The 17,209-nt window shown below is 36.5% G+C and carries 17 protein-coding genes; all 17 read left to right on the top strand.

Annotated features, from left to right (window positions below; all coding sequences use genetic code 11):
- The first annotated feature begins 9 nt into the window (after positions 1-9).
- The 17 genes from OB_RS00245 to spoVT all read left to right on the top strand — a co-directional run bounded on the left by OB_RS00245 (position 10) and on the right by spoVT (position 17,201).
- Positions 10-780 (top strand): TatD family hydrolase, encoded by a 771-nt coding sequence (locus OB_RS00245; protein ID WP_011064449.1) that lies wholly within the window; start codon positions 10-12, stop codon positions 778-780.
- 256 nt (positions 781-1,036) lie between these two features.
- Positions 1,037-2,254 (top strand): G5 and 3D domain-containing protein, encoded by a 1,218-nt coding sequence (locus tag OB_RS00250; RefSeq protein ID WP_152023678.1) that lies wholly within the window; start codon positions 1,037-1,039, stop codon positions 2,252-2,254.
- Between the two features lie 85 nt (positions 2,255-2,339).
- Entirely contained in the window at positions 2,340-2,933 is a 594-nt protein-coding gene (gene rnmV, locus OB_RS00255) for a ribonuclease M5 (protein WP_011064451.1), read from the top strand.
- Complete coding sequence (rsmA, locus tag OB_RS00260; protein ID WP_011064452.1) at positions 2,899-3,783, top strand: 16S rRNA (adenine(1518)-N(6)/adenine(1519)-N(6))-dimethyltransferase RsmA; 885 nt, start codon at positions 2,899-2,901, stop codon at positions 3,781-3,783. Before rnmV ends, rsmA begins: the two co-directional genes overlap by 35 nt.
- An 82-nt stretch (positions 3,784-3,865) precedes the next feature.
- Entirely contained in the window at positions 3,866-4,741 is an 876-nt protein-coding gene (gene yabG, locus OB_RS00265) for a sporulation peptidase YabG (protein WP_011064453.1), read from the top strand.
- 589 nt (positions 4,742-5,330) lie between these two features.
- Entirely contained in the window at positions 5,331-5,579 is a 249-nt protein-coding gene (gene veg / locus OB_RS00275; protein ID WP_011064455.1) for a biofilm formation stimulator Veg, read from the top strand.
- 254 nt (positions 5,580-5,833) lie between these two features.
- Positions 5,834-6,007: a small, acid-soluble spore protein, alpha/beta type gene (locus OB_RS00280; RefSeq protein ID WP_011064456.1), complete on the top strand. Its 174-nt coding sequence runs from the start codon at positions 5,834-5,836 to the stop codon at positions 6,005-6,007.
- Positions 6,008-6,183: 176 nt separating this feature from the next.
- Complete coding sequence (ispE, locus tag OB_RS00285; RefSeq protein WP_011064457.1) at positions 6,184-7,026, top strand: 4-(cytidine 5'-diphospho)-2-C-methyl-D-erythritol kinase; 843 nt, start codon at positions 6,184-6,186, stop codon at positions 7,024-7,026.
- A gap of 67 nt (positions 7,027-7,093) precedes the next feature.
- Positions 7,094-7,903 (top strand): pur operon repressor, encoded by an 810-nt coding sequence (purR, locus tag OB_RS00290; RefSeq protein WP_011064458.1) that lies wholly within the window; start codon positions 7,094-7,096, stop codon positions 7,901-7,903.
- 162 nt (positions 7,904-8,065) lie between these two features.
- Complete coding sequence (spoVG, locus tag OB_RS00295; RefSeq protein ID WP_011064459.1) at positions 8,066-8,356, top strand: septation regulator SpoVG; 291 nt, start codon at positions 8,066-8,068, stop codon at positions 8,354-8,356.
- Positions 8,357-8,696: 340 nt separating this feature from the next.
- A complete protein-coding gene (glmU, locus tag OB_RS00300; protein WP_011064460.1) occupies positions 8,697-10,064 on the top strand; it encodes a bifunctional UDP-N-acetylglucosamine diphosphorylase/glucosamine-1-phosphate N-acetyltransferase GlmU in 1,368 nt (455 codons plus the stop codon).
- A 29-nt stretch (positions 10,065-10,093) separates the two neighbouring features.
- Positions 10,094-11,047 (top strand): ribose-phosphate diphosphokinase, encoded by a 954-nt coding sequence (locus tag OB_RS00305; protein WP_011064461.1) that lies wholly within the window; start codon positions 10,094-10,096, stop codon positions 11,045-11,047.
- A 137-nt stretch (positions 11,048-11,184) separates the two neighbouring features.
- Positions 11,185-11,832: a 50S ribosomal protein L25/general stress protein Ctc gene (locus tag OB_RS00310; RefSeq protein WP_011064462.1), complete on the top strand. Its 648-nt coding sequence runs from the start codon at positions 11,185-11,187 to the stop codon at positions 11,830-11,832.
- Between the two features lie 204 nt (positions 11,833-12,036).
- Complete coding sequence (gene pth, locus OB_RS00315) at positions 12,037-12,600, top strand: aminoacyl-tRNA hydrolase (RefSeq protein WP_011064463.1); 564 nt, start codon at positions 12,037-12,039, stop codon at positions 12,598-12,600.
- Between the two features lie 83 nt (positions 12,601-12,683).
- Positions 12,684-12,914: an anti-sigma-F factor Fin family protein gene (locus OB_RS00320; RefSeq protein WP_011064464.1), complete on the top strand. Its 231-nt coding sequence runs from the start codon at positions 12,684-12,686 to the stop codon at positions 12,912-12,914.
- A gap of 87 nt (positions 12,915-13,001) precedes the next feature.
- A complete protein-coding gene (mfd, locus tag OB_RS00325) occupies positions 13,002-16,523 on the top strand; it encodes a transcription-repair coupling factor (RefSeq protein ID WP_011064465.1) in 3,522 nt (1,173 codons plus the stop codon).
- Between the two features lie 144 nt (positions 16,524-16,667).
- Complete coding sequence (gene spoVT, locus OB_RS00330; protein WP_011064466.1) at positions 16,668-17,201, top strand: stage V sporulation protein T; 534 nt, start codon at positions 16,668-16,670, stop codon at positions 17,199-17,201.
- The last annotated feature ends 8 nt before the right edge of the window (positions 17,202-17,209 follow it).

Consider the following 17,209-nt stretch of genomic DNA (forward strand, 5'->3'; position numbering starts at 1 on the left):
TGAACAAGTATGTTATTTGATACACATGTACATTTAAATGCGAGACAATTTAAGGATGATCGTGAAGAAACTATTCAGCGAGCATACGATGCCGGCGTTGAAAATATGGTTGTTGTCGGATTCGATAGAGAGACAATACCTTTAGCAATAGAGATTGCAGAAAGCCATCCGGCAATTTATGCCGCAGTAGGGTGGCATCCTGTAGATGCTATTGATATGACAGAAGAAGATCTTAGCTGGATCGAGCAATTGAGTTCACATCCAAAAGTGGTTGCTATTGGTGAGATGGGACTGGACTATCATTGGGATAAATCACCAAAGGAGATTCAAAAAGAAGTATTTCGAAAACAAATAGCACTTGCGAAAAAAGTAAACATGCCGATAATCATTCATAATCGAGAAGCTACAGAAGATATTATCAAAATTCTACAAGAGGAAAATGCGAAAGAAATAGGCGGAATTATGCATTGTTACAATGATTCAGTCGAGTATGTACAGGATTGCTTGGACATGAATTTCTATATTTCTTTAGGTGGACCAGTAACCTTTAAGAACGCACCGCTTCCGAAAGAAGTTGCAAAAGAAGTTCCTTTAGACCGTTTATTAATTGAAACAGATGCACCATTTCTAGCCCCTCATCCAAATCGAGGAAAAAGAAATGAACCTGCATACGTTCGACTAGTCGCTGAACAAATTGCTGCTTTAAGAGAAATGAGTGTAGAAGAAATTGGAGAAATTACTACAAAGAATGCGCGACGTTTTTTTAATATAAACGAATAAAAATTACGCGATATTGTCATAAACGAGCTAAAAAATGGAAAAAATTTGGGGGATAAACGGACTGTTTATCTCCTTTTTTTACAATTTGATAACAAGCTTTGGGACTAGATGCATCATAGTATTTCGTCCAATATTCCTAGATTATTGATGAATTACCAGGATAAATGTAATTGGTTTGTAAACGAACCGTAAACGGAATAGCTTTGACTTTGCATATACCTGTTAATATAATCAATTGGGAGTGAGGGGGGCTTTTATGATGAAGCTAATTTCAAAGTTATCAGGGCCGAAACAGAAACTGATAACATCAGGTATTGGTGTTTTTGTACTAATTCTTTTTTCGAGTTTTGTAATGTACGAAGCGACAAAAGCAAAAGTAGTATTTGCTGAAGACGGAGAAGAACTAACAATCAATACACACAAGGATACCGTTGGAGAGCTTTTGAACGAATTAGGTGTTGATGTTGGCGAACATGATCTATTATCACATCAAATGGATGCCTTGATTCAATCAGGAATGACGATTGATTATGTAGCTGCTAAAGATGTAACAATGACAATCGATGGCAAAGAAAAAGAGTATAGTACAACGGCCGATACGATTGGGGCATTTTTTGAAGAAAATAACCTAATGTTTACAGAAGACGATGAGCTATCTCATAAAACTTCAAGCAAGGTAGAAGATGGACTACATATAGATATTACAACAGCCTTTGAGGTAGAGATTCAGAATGGAAATGACAAAACTACGGTCATGACAACTGGTGGAACAGTCAAAGAAATTATTAACAAAGCAGATGTTTCTTTTGATCAAGATAGCAATGATAAAATAACTCCTAATTTAAGTGAAGAAGTTGAAAAAGGAGAGGCAATAGATATAGTTCGAGTAACAGAGGAAGAAAAAGTAGTCGAAGAAACGATTGATTTTGACACAGAAACAAAAGAGGATAGCTCCTTGCCAAAGGGAGAAGAGAAAGTAATTACAGAGGGTAAAAATGGTCTGGTAACAAAAACATACATGGTTACTAAGGAGAACGGGGATGAAGTAGACAGAGAACTCATCGACGAAGTTGTAGAAGACAGTGTAGCAAAAGTAGTTGCAGTTGGAACAAAGGAACCTAAAGCTCAGCAAGCATCCAGCAATCATACCAATCATTCATCTCAGAAGAGTTCAGGTTCAAGTGGAAAAACGTTAACAATGAAAGCTAGTGCTTTTACAGCAAGTTGTAGTGGTTGCTCTGGTGTTACTGCTACCGGCATTAATCTAAGTAGTAATCCAAATATGAAAATTATCGCAGTAGACCCAAGTGTCATCCCATTGGGTACGAAAGTACATGTAGAAGGATATGGTGAAGCTATTGCCGGAGACACAGGCGGCAATATTGTTGGTAATCGTATTGATGTGCATGTACCATCAAGATCTGATGCATATGCATGGGGTGTACGCACCGTAAAAGTGACAATTTTAGATTAGCATAATTTTATATGACAAAGGATAAAATGCTCTTATCATGCTATGATGGTAAGAGCATTATTTTTTTATGTTCGGAGGAACTAAGGTGAGAATTAAGGAAATGATTGTTGTAGAAGGCAGAGATGATACAGCTCGAATCCAGTTAGCAGTCGATGCCGATACAATAGAAACAAATGGATCAGCGATAAATAAACAAACATTGGAAAAAATACGCCATGCTAAAGAAAAGCGTGGGGTAATTATATTTACGGATCCGGATTACCCTGGTGAACGAATTCGAAATATAATTAATGAACATATCCCAGGGTGTAAGCACGCTTTTTTACCAAAAGAAGAAGCCAAAAATAATAAATCTGATCGTGCGAGTTTAGGAATTGAACATGCAAGTGTAGCTGCAATCCAAAAAGCATTGGAACATGTGTATGAATTAGCAGAAATGAAAACAAGTGATATATTAAAGGCGGATCTTATTGAATATGGATTAATTGGTGGAAAGAAGGCCAGTGAACGCCGAGAATGGTTAGGAAAACGATTGAAAATAGGACATACAAATGGCAAGCAATTATTAAAACGACTTACACAGTTCCAAATTAGCAAAAAACAGTTAGATGAAGCTATGGAATTAATGGATCAGGAGGTTCAACATGACGACGAACAAATACATCGCAACTCCTTCTAGAACGAAGGATATTTTAGGTAAATATCATTTCACATTTAAAAAAAGTTTAGGACAAAACTTTTTAGTGGATGTTTCGGTATTACAAAATATCATTCGCCATGCAGGAATTACAAAAGATACTGCTGCAATTGAAATTGGTCCGGGTATTGGAGCACTGACAGAGCAATTAGCAATACATGCGGATCAAGTGGTTGCATTTGAAATTGATCAACGATTATTACCAATTTTACAAGACACATTGGGTGAATATTCGAATGTATCTGTGATTCATCAAGATATTTTAAAGGCGGATGTGACAAAGGTTATTGACGAACATTTTAAGGAAGGTCAAGAAGTTCATGTTGTTGCAAATTTACCATATTACATTACGACCCCTATTTTAATGAAATTGATTCGTGATCGGTTACCAGTAACAAGTTTAACGGTTATGATTCAAAAAGAAGTAGCAGATCGTATGTCTGGCGAACCGAATTCAAAAAGCTATGGTTCCTTAAGTCTTGCGGTCCAATATTACAGTGAAGCAAAAGTAGTAATGAACGTACCGAAGCAAGTGTTTATGCCGCAACCGAATGTTGATTCAAGTATATTGCAACTAACAATGCGAAAACAGCCTCCTGTGGAAGTTACGGATGAAGATTTCTTCTTTGAAATTATTCAAGCAAGCTTTGCGCAACGCCGTAAAACACTAAAGAATAATCTCACTCGCTTTTTTAAAGGGGTTCATGACAAGGAAAAGATTGACCATATATTACAAGAAGCAGGTGTGGAAGGGATTCGAAGAGGAGAGTCTCTAACTATGGAGGAATTCGCGCAAGTAGCAAATACTTTTTACCAATACCAATCTAAATAATACTACAATGACTCGAGTGTTAAGGCACAATAGCCTGCTTTTTCTCATATGGTATAGGAGACATATCGTGTGAGGTGTACAGATGGTTATTGCAAACGGAGAGCTTGTAACACGAAAGTCATATGATCATGATTTATTATTTCGTGTAATAGAGATTAAAAAAGATATTGCTGTTTTACATGGGGAGGATATGCGATTAGCTGCAGATGCCCCCCTGAATGATTTATCAAAAGTTGATCAGCGAGAGAAAAAAAGAAGAAAAGAACAGGAGAAAGAAAAGCAAGAAACATCGTATAGATTATTTAGGCAAGACTATCAGTTAATGAAGGAAAAGCGGAATTACGAGGCAACCGAAGGATATTCGAATGCAGCAAGTTACTTTCAACTACCTGCGAAAGTATTGCATATGGATGGGGACGCAAACTATTTACGAAAATGTATACAATTGTATCAACGAATCGGATTACAAGTCCATGGGGTGCATTTAACAGAAGTTCAAATGCCAGAAGAAATTAATGATCTATTAGAACGTATTCAACCAGATATACTGGTTATTACAGGTCATGATGCATATTCGAAAAACAAGGGATTAAAGAATGATTTGCGTGCATATCGGCATTCAAAGTATTTCGTGGAAACAGTAAGAGAAGCAAGAAGAGTGGTTCCTAATCTTGATCAGTTAATTATATTTGCGGGTGCGTGTCAGTCACATTTTGAATCCATTATTCGCGCAGGGGCCAATTTTGCTAGCTCCCCTTCAAGAGTAAATATTCATGCCCTAGATCCTGTTTATATCGTTGCTAAAATAGCATATACACCTTTTATGGAGAGTGTTTCGGTTTGGGAAGCACTTAGAAATACATTAACCGGAGAAAGAGGGTTAGGTGGTATCGAAACGAAAGGGTTATTGCGAACAGGTATGCCTTTTGTAGAGGATAGTAATGAAGAGGAAATGTAAGGAGTCTTCCAATAAAGCGAGGGCTCTTTTTTTATTGTCTAGCGAATTATAAAATTTTGGGGCTGTGGAAAAACAACTAAGTTATTTAGCCACGTCCAGCGCAAGCGCCCATCACCTATTGTCCTTCCGGAAACCTCCTTATAATAAAGAAGACTGCCGAATGTCCTTTGTGAGGCATAGTCGCACTTATACCCTTGCGGTGAAAGTCAACATCGATTCGCATACGCTTATCGTGTTTCCTTTATCTCAAAGAAGCAAAGAAGTTCGACCAGTCGAACCACCCCTTGAAAACCAGGGGCGCAGGACATACGGTGATAAACGGGCGCTTGCGCTTTTGTTCTTAGGTAATAAAGTTTTCACGCAAAAAGCTAAATCCGAATGATTGGCTTTTAAAAGCCTGCTAATTATAACGGAGTATCAGTATGCTTTTTTTAATAAATTATACATATTTAATGAATATCTACACATATTAACAGAAATAGACAAAAATTATTGTTGACAGCAAAATCAATATGCTGATATAATATTAAGTTTTGTTTGACTTTTGGACAGGGGTATGTTAAAATTATCCTATGTGAGGTGGAGTGTAGTGGCAAAGACATTAATAGAAATTAAGCAAGGTCTTGAGTGTCAGGTAGGTCAACGATTAACACTCAAAGCAAATGGTGGACGGAGAAAGACGATTGAGCGGTGTGGAATATTGGCAGAAACATACCCATCCGTTTTTATCGTAGAGCTTGATCAAGACGAAAATGCATTCGAACGTGTTTCCTATAGCTATGCAGACATACTAACAGAGACGGTAGAGTTGAATTTTTTAAAAGAAGTTCAACAATAATTTAGAAACAGTAGACAAGTCTTCGTCTACTGTTTTTTTAGTTAGATAAGAAAGCTTTAGAAAATGAATAGTATCCGTACACGCATGTATCAGCGCACGTTAAGGATAAGTAAAAACGAGAAACAGAGTAAATGTTTACTTTATACATTTTAATTGCTGCCTCGGATGGATAATTATAACTTGTCTATCTTATATAAAGTTACATAAACTATGGATGCCGGATAGTAAAAGCTTATTAGAGGGGGAACTTTTTCATGGGAAGACGTGGAATTATGTCAACGCAAATGAAAGAGGAAATAGCTAAGGAGTTAGGGTTTTACGATACGGTAAAGCAAGAAGGTTGGGGAGGCATTAAATCAAGGGATGCCGGGAATATGGTGAAGCGAGCAATAGAAATCGCTGAACAGCAAATGAGAGGCAAATCCTAAATTTAGGGATTTGTCTCTTTTTGTATCGATTCGTATTAAATTAAGGTTTACGGAAGGTTTGTTTTTATAATTTCATTTTTTATATTTATTCGCCTCTATATCTTGAATATGATACAATAATCTATATTTTTAAGCCCGTGTATAAAGAAAGAAAGGTAGGTGATCTGGTGATTGTCATGGAGAAAGCACCTGCAAAGATTAATCTGTCTTTAGATGTTTTGCATAAGCGAGATGATGGTTATCATGATGTTGAAATGGTGATGACAACCATTGATTTATCTGACCGAATCGAATTACAACAACTTCCTAAAGATGAGATACAAATTGCATTGGAAAGCAGATATGTTCCCAGTGATGAACGGAATTTAGCTTACCAAGCAGCAAAATTATTTAAGAAGACATATCAAATTCCAAATGGAGTTCGTATCCAAATAGAGAAAAACATCCCTGTATCTGCAGGTCTTGCTGGGGGTAGTACAGATGCTGCAGCTGTTTTACGAGGATTAAATCGCTTATTTCATGTAAATGCGCCTCTGAAAGATTTAGCAAAATTAGGTTCTAATCTAGGTGCAGATGTTGCTTTTTGTGTATATGGAAAGACAGCCATTGCAAAGGGCTTCGGAGATCAAATTGAAATGCTTCCCTCACCACCAAACTGTTGGGTAATTACTGCAAGACCAGATATTGGAGTGTCCACTAGAACGATCTTTGAACGGATTGAACTACAACACCTTCAACACCCGGATACAAAGAAAGTATTAGAGGCACTACAAAAAAGAGATTTTTATCAAATTTGTATAAGTTTAGGAAATGCTTTGGAAGATATAACATTTGCACTTCATCCGGAAGTTAATCGAATTAAGAATGCCATGCTGCAAGCTGGTGCCGACGGAGCAATGATGAGTGGTAGCGGGCCAACAGTATTCGGTCTGGTACAACACTTTAGTAAAGCGCAACGGATTTATAATAGTATGCGCGGTTTTTGTGAGGATGTACAGTTGGTCCGGATTTTAGGATGAGTATTGTTTAAAGTCGTATATTAATGGTATATTATATATAAAACATTCGGGTTTGGAGGTGTCACAAATGAAAAGAAGTAATCGATTGGTAGTTTTAACAGATTATTTCCTGGAAAATCCCAGGCAGCACATAAAATTAACTTATTTTGTAGAGCTTTGTAAAACAACCAAGTCGTCTGTTAGTGAAGATTTAGATATTATTCATGATGTATTTCAGCAACAAGGCAAGGGGTATTTACAGCGAACTACAGGAGCTGGTGGTGGCGTACAGTATATCCCAGAATTTGCTTCCGAGAAAAGCGTAGCATTTATAACGGAATTACAACGTCAACTAGAAGATCCGGTCCGTATTTTACCAGGCGGTTATCTTTATATGAGTGATATATTAGGAGATCCGAAAATGGTTCGTGAAATAGGTAGAGTGTTTGCTTCTCGCTTTTCCAATCTAGAAATAGATGCCATTGTAACAGTAGCAACAAAAGGGATTCCCTTAGCATATGCTGTTGCATCATTTTTACGAGTTCCTGTCGTTATCGCTAGAAGAGATCCAAAGGTTACAGAAGGATCATCCGTTAGTATTAATTACGTATCTGGTTCTTCTCGTAAAATACAAACAATGGTATTACCAAAGCGTAGTTTAAAAGAAGGATCAAATGTCTGTATCATTGATGATTTTATGATGGCTGGAGGAACGATTGCTGGCATAAAAAGTTTACTTGAAGAATTTAATGCAACGGTAAAAGCTATCGGTGTATTAGCAGAAGCAGAAGATGAGGAAGAACGAATCGTTAATGACTATACTTCGTTAATTAAAATTTCACATGTCGACCTGCAAAATAATACGATAACGATACTACCAGGTAATTATAACAAATAGATATATAAACAATTAGGTCTTTTCACACGTGATTTTTCATCTATTACCTTTTTCTTATATTATTATTAAAATATTTCATTTTTTTTGCAATTAAAGCAGGAATTTTATTTATTTTGTTGAATTAGTAAAAGTAAGACCAAAGAGAAAAGGTGGTGAAACATCATGGAAGTGACTGACGTTAGATTACGCCGCGTAAATACAGAAGGAAGAATGCGAGCGATTGCATCAATCACGTTAGACCAAGAGTTTGTTGTCCATGATATACGCGTAATTGACGGTAATAATGGACTATTTGTGGCTATGCCTTCAAAGCGAACTCCAGATGGTGAATTTAGGGACATAGCACACCCTATTAACTCCGGAACCCGTTCCAAAATCCAAGAAGCAGTTTTAGCGGAATATCAAAAAGCGGGCGAAGATGAAGTAAACTACGAAGAAGCAGGTGCTTCATAATTAAATATGATTGTATTAGGAGAAGGATTTAATCTAAAGAGGGTTATCCTTCTTTTTTGTGTTAATACAGAAAAGAATATGGAAGAACTAAAATGAGAACTACTTCTTATATCTATGTTATAGATACAAAGCAAGTACTAGCATCGAAACGGAGTACCTCCTTTATAACTGGATACTTACGTCCTACCTCGCTTTTTATGACAGACACTTTCGTACCCCATAATTTCCTATTGTTACCAAGTTATTCCTTTAATATATCAATGTTTTCACTTTTATTGAAAAGATGGGCCAATTACGATATATTTTTAAGTGGATATTTAGAGATAATGGAGGTTTCCTAATGGCGAATCGATTTGCTGTAATATTAGCAGCGGGGCAAGGGACTAGGATGAAATCAAAGCTACATAAAATGCTTCATCCAGTTGCTGGCAGACCAATGGTGCAACATGTCGTTGATCAGCTGCAACAGGTTAACTTAAATAAAATTGTTACTATTGTTGGATTTGGGGCAGAAAAGGTGAAGGCTCAACTTGGGTCTTCAAGTGAATTTGCATTTCAAAAGGAACAGCTGGGTACCGGCCATGCTGTTTTACAGGCAGAGGATCTTTTGAAAGATGAAAAAGGTGTAACAGTTGTTGCTTGTGGAGATACACCTCTTATTCGTGCCGAAACATTTGAAGAACTGATTCAATATCATAAGAAAACAGGGGCTAAAGCAAGTATTCTGACAACCAAAGTAGAAAACCCTACAGGATACGGACGTGTCGTTAGAAATGACCAAGACGAGGTAGAGAGAATCGTTGAACATAAAGATGCTAATGAAGGCGAGAGATTAATTCAAGAAATTAATACGGGGACATATTGTTTTGATAATCAAGCCTTGTTTGCAGCTTTAAAGGAAGTTTCCAATGATAATGCACAGGGAGAATATTATTTACCTGATGTGATTAAGATATTACGTCATCAAGGTGATACGGTTAGCGCATTTATGACTCCTGATTTTGATGAAACAATAGGGATAAATGATCGAATAGCGCTCGCAGAAGCTGAAAAAATAATGAAAAAGCGTATTAATGAACAACATATGCGTAATGGAGTAAGTATTATTGATCCTGAGCAAACTTATATTGAACCAGATGTACAAATTGAATCGGACGTTATACTCCATCCTGGTACAGTTTTAAAGGGTGAAACGATTATTCGCACTGGAGCGGAAATCGGCCCGCATTCTGAACTTAAGGATTGTGAAGTTGGGGAAGATACTGTCATTAGACATAGCGTAGCGACAAGCAGTAAAGTAGGAAATAGAGTAAATATTGGTCCGTATGCTCATATTAGGCCAGAGTCACGTGTGGGTAACGATACAAAGGTTGGAAATTTCGTAGAGATTAAGAAAACAAACCTAGGTGATCATAGTAAAGTATCTCATTTAAGTTATATTGGTGATGCTGACGTTGGAGAAAGAGTCAATGTTGGCTGCGGAACCATTACAGTAAATTATGACGGTACGAATAAATACTTAACTACAATTGAAGACGACGCATTTATTGGTTGTAATTCGAACCTTATTGCACCTGTAACGGTTGGAAAAGGGTCTTACGTAGCTGCCGGATCTACGATTACAAAAAATGTACCCGAAAATGCATTGTCAATAGCAAGAGCGAGACAAACAAATAAAGAAGAATATGCATCTAAATTCAAAAAATAGATGAACAATTTTATGGAGGTAATCAAACAATGACATCCAGTTATAAAGATTCGTCGTTAAAAGTTTTTTCATTAAATTCAAACCCTGAGTTAGCAAATGAAATTGCTACTCATATTGGAACAAACTTAGGAAAATGTACGGTTTCGAAATTCAGTGATGGTGAAGTGCAAATAAACCTTGAAGAAAGCGTTCGTGGCTGTGATGTATATGTCGTACAATCTACTTGTGCACCTGTTAATCAGCATATTATGGAATTGTTAATTATGATTGATGCATTAAAACGAGCATCAGCCAAATCCATTAATATCGTAATGCCATACTATGGTTATGCGCGCCAAGATCGTAAAGCGCGTTCTAGAGAACCTATTGCAGCTAAATTAGTAGCTGATTTAATTGAAAAAGCAGGTGCAAATCGCGTGATTACATTAGATCTGCACGCACCACAAATTCAAGGGTTCTTTGATATACCTATTGATCACTTACAAGGTGTTCCGATTCTATCGAGTTATTTTGAGCAGAAAAATTTGGATGATGTCATTGTTGTATCTCCAGACCATGGTGGGGTTACCAGAGCAAGAAAAATGGCAGACCGCTTAAAAGCGCCTATCGGAATAATTGATAAGCGTCGTCCAAAACCAAATGTTGCGGAAATCATGAATATCATTGGAAATATTGAAGGAAAAACAGCGATATTAATTGATGATATTATCGATACTGCTGGAACTATTACACTTGCAGCGAACGCTCTTATTGAGAACGGTGCAAAAGAAGTATATGCATGCTGTACACATCCAGTTTTATCTGGACCAGCAATTGAACGTATTGATAACTCTAAAATCAAGGAATTAGTAATCACGGATAGCATTCCATTACCTGATGAGAAATTCAGTACAAAGATTACAGCTTTATCAGTAGCTCCATTAATTGGTGAGGCGATTATTCGCGTTCATGAAATGCAATCCGTAAGTATCTTATTTGATTAATGTTTAGTACGATCTGATTTCGGGTATTAATGATATTGACCGTTTATTAACAACCAAGATGAAGCATAAGTATTTAACAAAAAAGAAAATATAAGTTATAACGAATGTTTTTTTAATAAACTTGGAGGGTGATTTTAATGGCAGTAAAATTAAACGCAACGAAAAGAGAAGATCTTACAAAATCAGCAACAAAACAAATTAGGCTAAGTGGTAGAGTACCAGCGGTTGTTTACGGTAAAGCAAAAGATCCTAAAAATGTTTCAGTTGATAGTGTTGATTTAGTTAAAACGGTTCGAGACGAAGGACGAAATGCAATTATTTCTCTACAAGTAGAGAATAGTAGTGTAGATGTTATGCTTCATGACTATCAGATTGATCCGATTAAAGATGAATTATTACATGCAGACTTTTATGTTGTTAATATGTCAGAAGAAATGGACGTAAATGTAGCTGTTCGTCTTGATGGAGAAACTAAAGGTGAAAAAGAGGGTGGCGTATTACAACAGCCATTCTATGAAATATTAGTTCGAGCAAAACCGAATAACATTCCAGAAGAAATTGTTATCGATGTATCTGATTTAGATGTTGGTGATAGTGTATCGGTTGCTGATATTAAAGTAGACGGTAATTATGAGATATTAGAAGACCCAGACACTTCAGTAGCTTCTGTAACACCACCGACAACAGAAGAAGATCTAGATACTGACGATGTAGATGAAAATGCTGAGCCAGAATTAGTTGGTGCTGAAAATGACTCTGCAGATGAGGAATCTGAAAACAAATAATAAATAAAGTAGAAGAACAATAAGATGCAACTGAAAAAACCCCTTCTTTGTTAGACTGATGTTATCCGTCTTAACAAGAAGGGTTGTTGTATTTGTATATATTAAAAAGTACGGGTTTAAAAAGAAGAAAATGATTATGTTTGGAAAAATTAACAAATTATTTTTTAGATTTTTTTGAACATCGTCTGTAAAGGAAGAATAAAAATGAAACTAATTGTTGGTCTGGGGAACCCAGGAAGAAAGTTTAAAAAAACAAGACATAATATTGGTTTTTTTGTCATTGATGAATTATTACAACGTCATAAGTGGAAGCTAAATAATTCGAAGTTTGAAGGGGATTATTCCATAGAACATTTCGATGGTGAGAAAGTCATCCTATTACAACCTCAAACATATATGAATCTCTCTGGTAAATCGATCAGTCCGTTAATGGACTATTTTGATATAGATGTCGATGATGTGATAGTTGTTTATGATGATCTGGATTTACCAACGGGAAAAATTAGACTTCGCCAAAAAGGTGGTCATGGTGGACACAATGGTGTACGATCTACGATTGATCATTTAGGTACAAAGGATTTCAAAAGAGTTCGTTTAGGAATAGGAAGACCGACGAACGCAACTCCAGTAATTGATTATGTATTAGGTAAATTTCCAAAGCAAGAGACAACTGCAGTAACAGATAGTGTGGAAAAGGCGGCTGATGCTATCGAAGCCTGGATAAAAGGTAAACCATTCTTAGAAGTTATGAATGATTTTAACCAGTAAAGCATAGCTTATCATATATTAAGTATATTCTAATACAACCCGGTTAAACTGTTAATAACAGATCGTTTAACTGGGGTGGTAAAATGGCAATTTATTATGATTGTAGACATTGTGGCCAACAAATTGGAAAACTAGAACAAAAGGAAATTGATGTGTCGTTACTTGGTTTTGACCAATTAACGAATAAAGATTTAACTGATATGATATATTATGACCAAGATGGTAATATGCGAGTGAAGTCAATTTGTGAAAATTGCCAACGTACACTAGAACAGCACCCGAACTACCATGAATTAGATTTCTTTTTACAATAAGATACAAAGCAAATATATTTTTAGAGCCTTTGGTATAAACCAAGGCATTTTTGCGCTTTTACATACAGTTATAAGAGGGGACAAACGATGAAAGCCATTCATACATTTTTAAAATCAAAAGAAGATATTCATTCTATCGTTAATGGAGTAACTAGTGGAATGAAAGAACAGATGATAGCAGGATTAAGTGGTTCTGCTAGAAGTTTAGTCATATCTGCTATTCATGAATCGATTCGTCGACCAGTGTTAATTGTGACCCATCAGTTAGCGCAGGCTCAGCAACTATATGATGATTTTGTAGAACTAGTAGATGATGAACGTGTCTACCTTTATCCAGTCAATGAGTTGATTGCTTCTGAAATTGCAATAGCAAGTCCGGAATTACGTGCACAGCGAATTGAAGCATTGACAGAATGGACACGCCATAAATCAGGAATTTTGATTGCACCAGTAGCTGCCTTAAAACGTATTCTTCCACCGCAAAATTATTGGGATAATTATCAGCTCTTATTTAAATTGGGCAATGATATTAAGATTGATCATTATCTAAGTTCCCTGGTAGATATGGGATACGAACATGCCTCTATGGTTACCTCCCCAGGAGAATTTAGTAAGCGTGGAGGAATCATCGATATTTATCCGATTACAGAAAAACACCCAATCCGTATTGAACTTTTTGATGAAGAAGTTGACTCTATTCGTTATTTCGATGCGGAGTCTCAACGCTCATTGGATAAACTTGATGAAGTTACCATTGGTCCGGCAAGCGAATTATTATTAACTGATGAGGACCTACTAAAAACTTCCGAACAATTAGAAGAAGCATTAGCGACTACATTAAAAAAAGTAAATAAACCAGAAGCAAAAGAACAACTGGTAGAGGTTATCGAACATGATATTACACGTTTCAAACAATTAGAGCGTTTTCAAGAAATGTATAAATATATCGGATATCTGTACTCTAATCCAGCTAGTTTATTAGATTATCTCCCAAGTAACGGTCTTGTCTTCTTTGATGAGATGAGTAGAATTGGTGAAACAGCAACAAACTTAGACCATGAGGAAGCGGAGTGGTATGCCAGCCTTTTGGAAGGAAATAAGATGGTTCAAAATAGTCGATTTTCCTTTAGTTGGGACGAAGTTATGGAGGGCATGAATCAGCAACGTGTATATATGTCTGTATTTATGCGTCATATCCCAAATACCAATCCAGAGAATGTTATTAATCTATCGTCTCGAACAATGCAGGAGTTCCATGGTCAAATGCATTTATTTAAAAATGAATTACAACGATGGGAAAAAGGAGACTACTCCGTCATAATACTTGCTGCAGATGAGCAAAGAGCTGAAAAGGTTCATTCCATTCTAGATGATTATGATATAGAGACACAAATAAGTAAGAAAGAACCTGTATTACCAGTAAAAATGCCTACTATTATTGTTGGGAATATCCAGTCTGGAACGGAATTTCCTATGCATAAGCTAGCGGTTGTTACAGAGCAAGAATTGTTTAAAAAGCGGATGAAGCATAAACGAAAGCAACCGAAAGTATCGAATGCCGAGCGTATTAAAAGTTACCAGGAACTTAAAATAGGAGATTATGTTGTCCATGCCAATCACGGAGTGGGTAAGTATTTAGGAATAGAAACACTCGAAGTAAGTAACTTGCACAAAGACTATATGTTAATCAAATATTCTGGTGACGATAAGCTATTTGTACCGATTGATCAAATTGATCTCGTTCAAAAATTTGTTGGATCAGAAGCAAAGGAACCAAAATTATATAAGCTCGGTGGAACGGAATGGACGAAAGTAAAACGGAAAGTACAATCGTCTGTTGAAGATATTGCTGATGACCTTATTAAACTATATGCAGAAAGGGAAGCGAAGCAGGGTTATGCCTTCTCGCCAGACTCTGAATTGCAACATGAATTCGAAGCATCATTTCCTTATCAAGAAACAGACGATCAGTTACGCTGTATCCAGGAAATTAAAGAAGATATGGAAAAAGAACGTCCGATGGATCGATTGCTTTGTGGAGATGTTGGCTATGGAAAAACCGAAGTGGCAATCCGTGCGGCGTTTAAAGCAATATCAGATGGGAAACAAGTTGCGATATTAGTTCCAACAACGATTTTAGCACAGCAGCATTATGAAACCATTCGAGAACGTTTTCAAGATTATCCCATCAATATAGGGCTATTAAGTCGTTTTCGTACAAAAAAACAGCAAACAGAGACAACAAAAGGCTTAAAGAGTGGGAATGTTGATGTAGTTGTCGGCACCCATAGAATACTATCAAAAGACGTAGAGTATAAAGACTTGGGATTATTAATCGTCGATGAAGAACAGCGATTTGGGGTAAAGCATAAAGAAAAGATAAAACAATTAAAAACAAATGTAGATGTACTTACATTAACAGCTACACCAATCCCACGGACATTACATATGTCAATGTTAGGGGTACGGGATTTATCTGTTATTGAGACGCCACCAGAGAATCGTTTTCCGATTCAGACGTATGTAACTGAGTATAATCCAATTTTCATGAGAGAAGCAATCGAACGAGAGATGGGAAGAGGCGGCCAGGTCTTCTTCTTATATAACCGTGTGGAAAGTATAGATAAGATAGCTCGTGACTTAGGCATGCTTGTTCCAGAAGCAAAAATTGCGGTAGCCCACGGTCAAATGAATGAGTCTGAATTAGAGAATGTTATCTTTAGTTTTCTAGAAGGTGAATTTGATATTCTCGTTAGTACGACTATTATTGAAACAGGGGTAGACATACCGAACGTAAACACATTAATCGTCAATCATGCCGACTATATGGGATTAAGTCAGCTCTATCAGTTACGTGGTAGAGTAGGAAGATCAAATCGTGTAGCATATGCATACTTTACGTATCAAAAAGATAAAGTACTAACGGAAGTCGCAGAGAAACGACTACAAGCAATTAAGGAATTTACAGAGCTTGGATCTGGTTTTAAAATTGCAATGCGTGATTTATCCATTCGAGGTACGGGGAACTTATTAGGATCTCAGCAGCATGGATTTATTGATTCTGTTGGATTTGATATGTATTCTCAGATGTTAAAAGATGCAATAGATGCACGTAAAGCAGGGAAAGAAATTGAAGAAATTACCCCATTTGAGCCAGAACTTTCATTGAAATTGGATGCTTACATCCCAGATGAGTACCTAGAGGATGAAAAACAAAAAATTGAAATTTATAAACAGTTTCAAACACTGGATAGCCAAGAGGCAATCGGGGATTTAAAAGATGAATTAATCGATCGGTTCGGTGACTATCCGCAGGAAGTGGAACATTTATTTACCGTAAGTGAAATGAAAATGTATGCGAAAACGCAGCGTGTAGAATCAATTTTAGAGACACCTAAAAAGATAGAAATGCTTATTGACGAATCACGTAGTCAAGAAATTGATGGATCAAAGCTGTTTGCACTAGCAAATGAATATGGTCGAGATATTGGACTTGGTACAGATAACCAAAAGTTAAAAATTGGAATTAAGTGGAGTAAAGATTCGAAATATAAGCGATATGAAACGGTTACAAGCTTTATAAAACAGCTGGATAAAACAAATCGATAAAAATTTTATTTGGAATGTATAGTTATTACTGGATGATTTATACTAAAACCACAGCTGGTGATTGTTTCGTGTTTTTCCAAAAATTAAGTATGTGGAAATCCACGAGGACCAGAATCATCATTTTAGAAAGTGAGGCTACTTAGAATGAAAGCAACAGGAATTGTACGTCGAATTGATGATCTGGGGAGAGTTGTGGTTCCTAAAGAGATCAGAAGAACCTTACGTATACGAGAAGGGGATCCATTGGAGATCTTCGTTGATCGGGAAGGGGAAGTTATTCTAAAGAAATATTCTCCAATAAATGAATTAGGACATTTTGCTAAAGAATATGCAGAAGCCTTGTTTCAATCTCTTCAGACTCCGGTAATGATAACAGATCGCGATGATGTTATTGCGGTTGCTGGAGAATCGAAAAAAGAATACTTGAATAAACCGATAAGTAATGCAATTGCAGATACTATTGAAGGTCGTTCGCAAGTATTTGAGGTAGATACGAAATCAATGGAAATTATTGATGGACAAGAACAACAATTGCAATCGTATTGTATTCATCCAGTTATTGCAAACGGAGATCCTATCGGATGTGTGTTGATCTTCTCAAAAGAAGAAAAGCTGAGCAAGATAGAGCAAAAAGCAGCGGAGACTGCATCAACATTTTTAGCAAAACAAATGGAATAGACATAAGT

The sequence above is a fragment of the Oceanobacillus iheyensis HTE831 genome (genome assembly GCF_000011245.1).
Taxonomy (GTDB): Bacteria; Bacillota; Bacilli; order Bacillales; family Amphibacillaceae; genus Oceanobacillus; species Oceanobacillus iheyensis.